We start from the raw sequence: 1,639 nt of genomic DNA on the forward strand, positions 1-1,639 counted from the left end.
CCCAGATCCACCAGCCGCGGCGAGCGTCGTGAGTGTGGCGTAGAACGAGAATGCCCTCCTGAGCAGGGAGGATGTCGATTGCGACGCCGACTTCCAACCGCTCAAGAGGAGCACCTCGTAAGTGCAACCTTCCCACAGGATCCGGCCTGTCTTCGATGACCCGAACCTGGTGTCGACCGCTGGCTTGGTCCCGGCGCTGCGGCTGGCCGAGTCCGCCGGCCTGTACGACCTGCTTGATGGTCTGTCGGTGCCCTCGCCGAACGCCGCCGCGAAGACCGCGGCCGTGGTGGGCGGGATGCTCGCCGGGGCCGACAGCATCGACGACCTCGACCTGCTCCGCCACGGCGGGATGAACCGGTTGTTCGCCGGTGTGCGGGCGCCCTCGACGCTGGGCACGTTCCTGCGGTCCTTCACCCACGGGCATGTGCAGCAGCTCGACAAGGCCGGCGGTGGCCTGCTGGCGGGACTCGCTGATCGCGTGCCTGGGTTGCTCGCCGGTGGTGAGGTCGATGGGATCGCGTTCGTCGATGTCGACGACACCGTCCGCGAGGTCCACGGCTACGCCAAGCAAGGGGCAGCCTTCGGCTACAGCAAGGTCCGCGGACTCAACATCCAGCTCGCCACGATCTCGACACCGACCGCCGCACCCGTCATCGCTCGTGCGCGGCTGCGCAAGGGCAACACCGCCTCCGCCACCGGGGCCGGGCGAATGCTGGCCCAGGCCATTAAGACCGCCCGCGCGGCCGGCGTCACCGCGAAGATCCTCGCGCGAGCCGACTCGGCCTACTACGGGTGGGCGTTCATCGGGACCGCGATCCGACACCAGGCGTGGTTCTCGGTCACCGCCCGGATGAACCCCGCGGTTCTCAAGGCGATCACCGGCATCGATGAGGACGCGTGGACTCCGATCGCCTACCCGAACGCGGTCTTCGACGAAGCCGAGCAGCGCTGGGTCAGCGATGCCGAGGTCGCCGAGGTGCCGTTCGTGGCGTTCACTGGCCGCCGCAAGGCCGAACACGTGCCCTGCCGTCTGGTCGTTCGACGCGTGAAGCGACTCCAACCGCTCGCATCCGACGGCAGCGAACAGGGTGAGCTGTTCGCGACCTACCGCCATCACGCCTTCATCACCAACAGCACCCTGGGCCTGGTCGAGGCCGACCAGCGGCATCGTGACCACGCGCTCATCGAGCAGGTCATCGCCGAGCTCAAGGACGGGCCGCTGGCCCACCTGCCGAGCGGGAAGTACGCGGCCAACGCCGCCTGGGTTGCCCACGCCGTGATCGCGTTCAACATCGCCCGCGCCGCCGCCGTCGCCGCCGACCAGCACCGTGCCCGCTGGGCGACCCTGCGGACCAGGATCATCAACGTCCCCGCCCGGATCGCGTCCACCGGGCGGCGCATGGTGCTGCACCTGCCCACGCACTGGCCCTGGGCCAACAGCTGGGAATCGCTGTGGTCGACCGCGACCGGCCCACCAGCCATCGTCGCGACCTGACCCCCCAGCCGACACCGGCGCAACCGAGGACCGAAGTGGAAGAGCCGGCACCGGCCGGAGACCGAGCCATGCCCCGACCACCGCACCCGCCGGCATTCACTAGGAATCACCGACCCCTGATCACCCTCGGTGGATCAGGGCTGA

At 69.3% G+C, this 1,639-nt stretch carries 1 protein-coding gene; it reads left to right on the forward strand.

All coding sequences use genetic code 11. The features are described 5' to 3' along the window. Positions 1–121: 121 nt before the first annotated feature. A complete protein-coding gene (locus tag IRX98_RS22350; protein WP_224280552.1) occupies positions 122–1,495 on the forward strand; it encodes an IS1380 family transposase in 1,374 nt (457 codons plus the stop codon). Positions 1,496–1,639 lie beyond the last annotated feature (144 nt).

Origin of the sequence: Nocardioides lacusdianchii, from assembly GCF_020102855.1 — a bacterium.
GTDB classification, from domain to species: Bacteria; Actinomycetota; Actinomycetes; order Propionibacteriales; family Nocardioidaceae; genus Nocardioides; species Nocardioides lacusdianchii.